This window comes from Bacteroides sp. 43_46 (assembly GCF_001915455.1).
GTDB lineage: Bacteria > Bacteroidota > Bacteroidia > Bacteroidales > Bacteroidaceae > Bacteroides > Bacteroides caccae.
Genome location: NZ_MNQN01000101.1, coordinates 44,056 through 51,470, shown reverse-complemented (window position 1 = coordinate 51,470; position 7,415 = coordinate 44,056). Strand labels below are relative to the sequence as shown.

Here is a 7,415-nt window from a genome sequence, read left to right as displayed (position 1 = left end):
ACAGGTGAATCACCGCCTGAGAAAAATCAAGGAAAGGGAACGTGAAAAGCTCCTGTCACCGGAAGGTCTTAAATACCGCAGTCAGCGGCCACAGGATGTGGAAGCCGTATTTGGAAACCTCAAGAACAACAAGCACTTCAAGAGGTTCCACCTTCGTGGACTTAAGAAGGTGGAAATTGAGTTCGGCCTGCTGGCCATAGCACACAATCTTGCAAAAGTAGCCTCTTAGGAGGCTTATGGCAACGAAAAAAACTGTTTGAAAGAATGAAATCTTCAAAAAGAAGCTTGTAAACTCCTTTTTTTTGAGAAGAATCCAAATAACTTCAATCTGAAATGAAACAACAGAGGCCAGCTCAAGTTTATTTTGAGACGGCCTCTGTTTTGGAAATCTTTGTTGTGAGAGTATTGACCGCTTATTGTTTTATGAATGCTATTTGGCTAATCATTAGGTTACCTCCTTGTTTCGTATGGGTTTTGAGAACTATTTTTCCGTCATTTGTATCTTCCCGCATGATGAATAGTTTCACCCACCGTTCTTTTCCTTTCTGATTTTCTAAAATGGACTCTCGTCCTTCGATTGATAAGAGCCCTGCTCTATTTTGGTGATTCCAGTCTTCAAATTTTACATATAAGTCTCCAATAATACCTTCCGGAGTTTGTATTTCAATTGTCATATTTTTGCCTGTCCAGGCTGTCCCTTTCTCATCTTTCCAGATATTATCACAAGTAACTTTGTATTTACAACGTTCGTCTTGTATTTCAGTATGGTCGAGCGTGGCTGTCCAAGGAGCAGAACCGGAATTCTTCATTTGCTTCCCGCATGATATATAAAGAATTGAGTTTTCAAATCCTTTAGGAACGGAAACCATTGCTTTAGGAGTATATGCAAACATCTTCTTCAGTGTATCAATTTCCATTGAATAAGAAGGATTGAAGTTCGATTGTGTCATATAATGTAATAAGCTGTATTTTAGTTGTCGTGCTACCGGTGAATCCAAATTCAGGTTGTAACCGCAGACTAATAATTTGCCTTTGCTCACTTTACATTCGAAGATAGAAGCTAGTTTGTCGTTGATATGGAAGTCGCTTACCGGTTGTACAATGGGGTGTAATTGAGGGTGTTCGTTGATGATAAACGAACGGCCTTGTGTTATTTCTTTCCATTGCCAGTCAGTATAATTGTCGGTTGGAAATTGCGAGAATGCAGGGTGAGCTTTGTCTATCCATGCCCCTAGGGTGGTGTTGCTTTGACCGGGAAAGAAAGAAGTAGACCAGAACAAAGGTGTGAAGTAAAGAGGGGTGGAGTTATCCTTTTTCCCGAGTTGATCTGCCACTAACAATACTTTCTTTCCTTGTTCCAAGGCACTAATGACAGTCGAATCAAATTTGTCGTGGATGATGATATTGGTTTGTGGCATGTTATAAGGGGGATATACCCAAATACTCCAACGGTTGTGATAAGGTGTGCCGCTAATGGTGACATCGAGGTAATATTTTCCCGGTGATGTAATTTCGGAGAGATCGATAGATAAAGAATCTACCTGATTTACTTTTCCGGATGATAAGGGCACTTCTCTGCTGCCTTGCTGTTGCAGTTTGCCTGTTTCGTCGGTTAAAGTCCATATCGTAGGTGTAATTAGAGTTGTATCACTGTAGTTTGCCACTTGGATTTGAGCTTTGAACGTCTCGTCCGTTTGCCAGGTATATTTGTGGAAACGTGCCAGAGGGACAATGTCGTTGGAATAACATCGGAATTGTTCGGGCGTGATGATTCCTTTGGAATCCCAAAATGAATCTAACCAACCGACTAAAGCTTCTCCCTGTCCCGAATAATCAGTCATACTTAACATTTGGAATCCGGCACATGAGGGGGTACGCAGTAAATTTTCAATCAAACCTTTATATAAGATTGTTTGTAATGCTCCACTGGCTTCATGGAATTTTCTGTCCTGGTGTTCTATATGATTTTTTACGGCTTGTTGGCGTAAGCTTTCAAGATTTCTGGCTTCCAATACACCGGTATATTTATCTATCTCGTTCCAAAGAGGGTAAACTGGATATTGACCGACTTCATGGGCGATGACCGGGATTGTTGCCTTAGAGTAGATAGATTCTCGGTCATTGTCAGTGCCGGAACCGTTTATGCCATAAGTACCGCCTGTCTGGGGTATGTTGTGAGTGACCATATATTGATCTGCCGGCATAATCTTTCGGGCGGTAGAAATAGCGTAAAGTCTGCGTGGATCTTTTTCTTGCAAAGATTTAATCCATTGTTGCATGATATCAAAGTTTGAGTTGCCTAATTCATTTCCAATACAAAGCATAGTGAAAGAAGGGTGATTACCGTAAGCCTCAATCATACGTTGCAGTTCTTCCGGTACAAATTTATCTGCACTTGGATTATGCCCCAATCCTTTCGGCAGTCCGCGTGTGGTCATTTCAGGGCGCTCTTTTCTTACGACGGACATCCACCAGTCAATCCATAATACTTCTGCCTGAATATAAATACCAATCCGGTCGGCTGCCGTAAAAGCTGCCTCGGGAGGACACCATGAGTGGAAACGCACATGATTGAGTCCGTATGATTTGTAAATACGGAAAATACGTTCCCATTCCTGAATGTCGCAAGAGGGATAACCGGTAAGGGGAAAATGGAGGCAATCCAGATTACCTCGCATGAATACGGGTCGGTTGTTGATTAGAATCTTTGATCGGGAAGCAGTAACATTACGAAATCCGAAATCAACCGTTTTAAGTTGGGATTGTCCTTTTTGCGTGATACATATCTCCAACCGGTATAGGTTTGGGTGTAGGTCGTCCCAGTGTTTCACGGCTTGCCGGATATTCAATGTTTCCCGGTGATGTTGTATTCCTTTTTCTCCTTTTATTTCTTTTTTGTATGCGTATATTTTCTTTTTGCTTCCAATTTCTTTCAATGTATAGGAAACCTCTCCTTTCAATGTCTTATTTGAATGATTTTGTATATCGAAGGAAATATCCAAGCGATTGTCAGATGTATGGGGATATACTTTGATCCGGTCTATTGAAAGTGTGGGTGAAGATTGTAGTTCTATTTTTCCGAGGATACCATTCCAGATAATCTGAGTGTATTCTCCGTATGAATGGCCCTTATCACCTATATTGTATATCATGTCGTTGTTGATACGGATTGCTATTCGATGTTTTCCGGGATTTAAAGTTCCTAAACGATGATAATGTGGAGTTCCTAATCCTTCCTGTGTATCAATGAAACGTCCGTCAATCCAGACTTTTGACTCCCACAGCACACGTTCCAGATAAAGTGTTATTTCTTTTCCCTGCCAATTTTGAGGAATGACAAACTCACGTGTATACCAGGCCGGACCTATGTATTTGTGTCGGCGGGTGAGGATACCATAATCCGAACCGACTGTACGAGTTCCATAGCCGGCTTCATCAAGAGTTCCGGGTAGCTGAATCGGCATGGTTGTATGACCGGAATTGAAATAGTTGTGCTTTTCACCGATACTGTCCGGATCCAACTTTACACCCCATTGTCCGGTAAGAGATAGTATATCATCCTGAATGTCTTTATTTGCAATATTCTTGATTAGTGAGGACAAGTCATTGATTATATTATATTGGGGCAATTTGCTTGAAGGATGTGCTTGTGCTGTATAAAATAAAATACAGACTAAGGATGATAATAGATATTTGTTTATCATGGCGTTTATGGTTTTGTTTAATACACAATTTATTCGTTCGCAATTTCCTTTAAAGTTCAGTTATTTGGCTTGAATTGAACTATTTAAGCTGTCTTTATTACAATGACGATTGTGTATTGGGTTACTCCTCAGTTTTAACAAAAAAAGAGAATGAGTTATTGAGATTTTTTATGATAGTGTTCCATTTTTAATATTTTGATGAGAACTTATCGTTTCATAATCGGTGTACGTCGCTCCTTTTCTCACCAAGGAAGCTCTTCTTACTCGGTGAAAAGGAAAAAACAAGTGCTTTTTGAGCTGTTTTTTTCTATTTGATATCAAAAAACGGATAAGAAAGGAGTAGTAAAATGATAGTTTATATATCCAAATAGTGTTTATTAGTAAATAAAATATCTAGATGTGAATCATACTGATCGATAAAGTCGTTTAGTGTTGGAAATACGTATTTCTGTATTAGCAAATGCCTTCATTTTTTCTTTTTCCCTTATAAGCTGATATTAAATACAGCTCTTTTTATAATTTGAATGTCCCTTTTTTAAAAAAGGTATATCTTTAGTATTGAGTGATATGAAGAAGGTGAAAAAATGTAGTAAAAAGTGAGGAGTAATCAATTGTCTATTCGTCATAGTAATAGAACTGTTTTGGAGAGATGAATTGAAGAATTTCGATTCGCCGTCTAAAACGCAATATAAAGCAGCTTTATTTTATGAAAAGTCAACAAAAACAAGAATTGGATGGAATAATCGATAAAATCATCGGTTATTTTAGATTTCATGACCGTAAAGAACGGGATGATGAGACGGATATGTGGGAACGAATCAACCGTGAAATAAGACAACAGGAGAAGAAAACACGAGTAAGAGAATATATAAAAAGATTTTTAATACCTGTATCGGTAGCTGCTTGTTTGTTGTTGGCATATGTGATAGATAAAGGAGAGTTTTCGGATAACAGTTGGACTTTGGATGCCTATGTAGGCCAGTTGGCAGATGTAGCGGAAGCAAGTGGTCAAGTACAATTATTGCTTTCAGACAAGCGGAAAGTACAGATAGATAAGGACACAGTCGGTATTGTTTATTCTTCTAATGGAAAGATTCAAATAGAACAGGAAGAACATACTGTTAGTGAAACGAGTGAAAATACAGATGAGGCAAAAGGGTTTAATCAAATTATTGTTCCTAAAGGGAAATATAGTCAATTAACGCTTTCGGACGGAACACGGATGCATGTCAATTCCGGTACACGGGTAGTGTATCCGAGAGTCTTTGCCGATAACCGAAGAGAAATATATGTAGAAGGAGAAATTTATCTGGATGTAACTCCTGATAAAAGTAGACCATTTGTAGTAAAGACACATCAATTTAATGTAGAAGTATTGGGAACTTCCTTTAATGTCAATGCTTATAAAGGAAAAAAACAGTCAGAAGTAGTTTTGGTGGAAGGCTCTGTGAGGCTTAGCGACAAATATCAAAAAGAAGTTTTGATGAAGCCTGATAACCTGGTTGTTGTAAGTGAAGGACGTGCTAGCCGGATTAAGCGCGTGCGTGCAAAAGACTATACGGCTTGGATTAATGGTTTGCTTATCTTGCACAACGAACCATTGATGAGTGTGTTCGAGAGGCTGAACCGTTTCTATGATATCCCCATTGTTGTAGCACCCGCTATACAAACTGAAATTGTAGATGGAAAGTTGGATTTACGTTTACCCTTGTCCGAATTGGTTAGGATGATTTCAGTAGTGGTGCCGATTGATTGTCAGATAATTGATGGAACCTATTATATAAGTCCGAAGCGACAGCAATAAAAACGGATGGTACCGCAAATACCATCCGAATTGAAAAAAGGGATAATAACCAATTACCGATGATTAAAATCCTTAATAATACAAATTTATGGATAATTTATTAACCTGCAACGTGGATTGCAATAAAATAATAAGAGGTGGGTAGCTTTAAGTTTTTTTATGACACAAAATTATGGACAGTGCTTGGTAATTAATGGTTGGACTGTGGTCTATTGTTTATTTGTAAGTTTAAAGTTTATAAACCTATTGTTGTTATGAGAAAGATTATATTTGTTTTGTTATATGGTATCTTATGGGGAGTACTCCCCTTAAGGGCGCAGAAACTTGTTCCGGCTATCAAACCCAATGCAACGCAACAAGCGATGCAAAAGCGTGCTTATGGTATGTTTATTCACTTTGGTATTAATACATTTTGTCAGCAAGAGTGGTCCGACGGCAGTATACCAGCTTTGACTTATAATCCTACTAATCTAGATTGTGAGCAATGGGTTCGTGTGGCTCGGGATGCAGGCTTTCGCTATGTGTTGCTTGTAACAAAGCATCATGATGGTTTTTGTTTATGGGATAGTCCCTCTACGACATATGATGTTGCTTCTTCTTCTAACACGACAGATATTGTGGCTGAAGTTTCAAAAGCTTGCCGTAAGTATGGACTTCAGTTTGCTGTCTATTATTCGTTATGGGATCGTAAGGAGCCTTCATTCCATGACAAAGATAAGACAAAGTATATTGATTTTATGTGTAGTCAACTTACTGAACTTTTGACAAATTATGGTGAGGTATGTGAACTGTGGTTAGATGGAGGTTGGGCACGTAGTGTAAAGGACTGGGATTTACCACGTGTGTATAAGTTGGTAAAAGAACTGCAACCTTATTGTGCGGTAGGTGTCAATCATACCATTGAGACAAAGCCGAGAAGTAGGAAAAATGTGCTTCCGGACTCTATGACAATTGACAACTGTTATACATTTCACTATTTCCCTAGTGACTTCCGTTTGTGGGATCCGAAGATTGCTCATCAAAACGATGCCAAGCAATATTTGCATAACGGACAGTCCTATTATCTGCCATTTGAACATACGGTATGTTTGAGTAAGGCATGGAATTGGTTTCAGAAGCGTGAGTTGTTACCTGTACGGGATTTAGATGAACTGGAAGAATTATTTTATTGGTGTACGAGTAACGGGAATACGTTGGTCATAAATATACCACCCGACGAGTCTGGTCGCATACGTGAATATGAGGCAAATGCTGCCATTGAGTTGGGAAAACGTTTAGGGTTGAAGAAAGGAAAACCGCTGCCTAAAAATGGGACGTGTATTTCAATGAATCAGGTTGCTGAAGCGACATCAGTATCAGGTGACGATCCTCATTATGCTGCTGGTCATGCTATTGATGGTGGTATGCAGACTCGTTGGGCTGCTGCAGTGAATGATACATTGTCAACTCTTACTGTAACATTGGATAAGACAAAATCGTTTAATAAAATAACTATTTTTGAATATTGTGATTCTCACAGTGGGAATGATGGCTTTTCGAACTATCGGAAAAATAGAATCCAAGGCTATCAAATTGAGATTATACAAAAAGGTAAGTGGATACCTATCTATGTGAGCGATGAGCCAATGGGAGACTGTAAAGTTATTCGATTTCCATATAATTATTATACGTCAAGTATTCGACTGAAAGTCACTCGAGCTACCGCTCCTCCTTCTATTTACGAGTTTAATATAATCTATGAGCAAAATAAAAAAAGGTAATTACTCAGTTCTCTTGCATTAAAGTGAAAGAACGCTTGGTAGTTACGTTGGTCTGAAAACTATATAAATTTAAAAAAATCAGTCCCCTTTCTTATATAGAAAGTCGGGACTTTTTCGGAAAAAACTGTGGAGGAAGATATTAATTAA

4 protein-coding genes are annotated in these 7,415 nt (G+C 38.7%); 3 read left to right on the top strand and 1 reads right to left on the bottom strand.

Annotation, left to right across the window (positions count from 1 at the left end; all coding sequences use genetic code 11):
- On the top strand, positions 1-229 hold a 229-nt coding region (locus BHV72_RS09015), incomplete at its 5' end, for a transposase (RefSeq protein ID WP_286855611.1).
- Between the two features lie 184 nt (positions 230-413).
- Here BHV72_RS09015 and BHV72_RS09010 read toward each other — a convergent pair.
- Positions 414-3,704, bottom strand: coding sequence for a DUF8487 domain-containing protein (locus BHV72_RS09010; protein ID WP_286855610.1), 3,291 nt, complete (start codon positions 3,702-3,704; stop codon positions 414-416).
- Positions 3,705-4,410: 706 nt separating this feature from the next.
- Between BHV72_RS09010 and BHV72_RS09005 the strand changes: the two genes are divergently transcribed.
- Together BHV72_RS09005 and BHV72_RS09000 are read left to right on the top strand one after the other, a co-directional pair.
- Entirely contained in the window at positions 4,411-5,508 is a 1,098-nt protein-coding gene (locus tag BHV72_RS09005) for a FecR family protein (protein ID WP_005676784.1), read from the top strand.
- Positions 5,509-5,762: 254 nt separating this feature from the next.
- A complete protein-coding gene (locus BHV72_RS09000; protein ID WP_286855609.1) occupies positions 5,763-7,268 on the top strand; it encodes an alpha-L-fucosidase in 1,506 nt (501 codons plus the stop codon).
- Positions 7,269-7,415: the final 147 nt, after the last annotated feature.

Excerpts from the sequence above, each read along its gene's own strand:
- BHV72_RS09010 (WP_286855610.1), bottom strand. The coding sequence starts at position 3,704 with ATGATAAACAAATATCTATTATCATCCTTAGTCTGTATTTTATTTTAT.
- BHV72_RS09005 (WP_005676784.1), top strand. The coding sequence starts at position 4,411 with ATGAAAAGTCAACAAAAACAAGAATTGGATGGAATAATCGATAAAATC.
- BHV72_RS09000 (WP_286855609.1), top strand. The coding sequence starts at position 5,763 with ATGAGAAAGATTATATTTGTTTTGTTATATGGTATCTTATGGGGAGTA.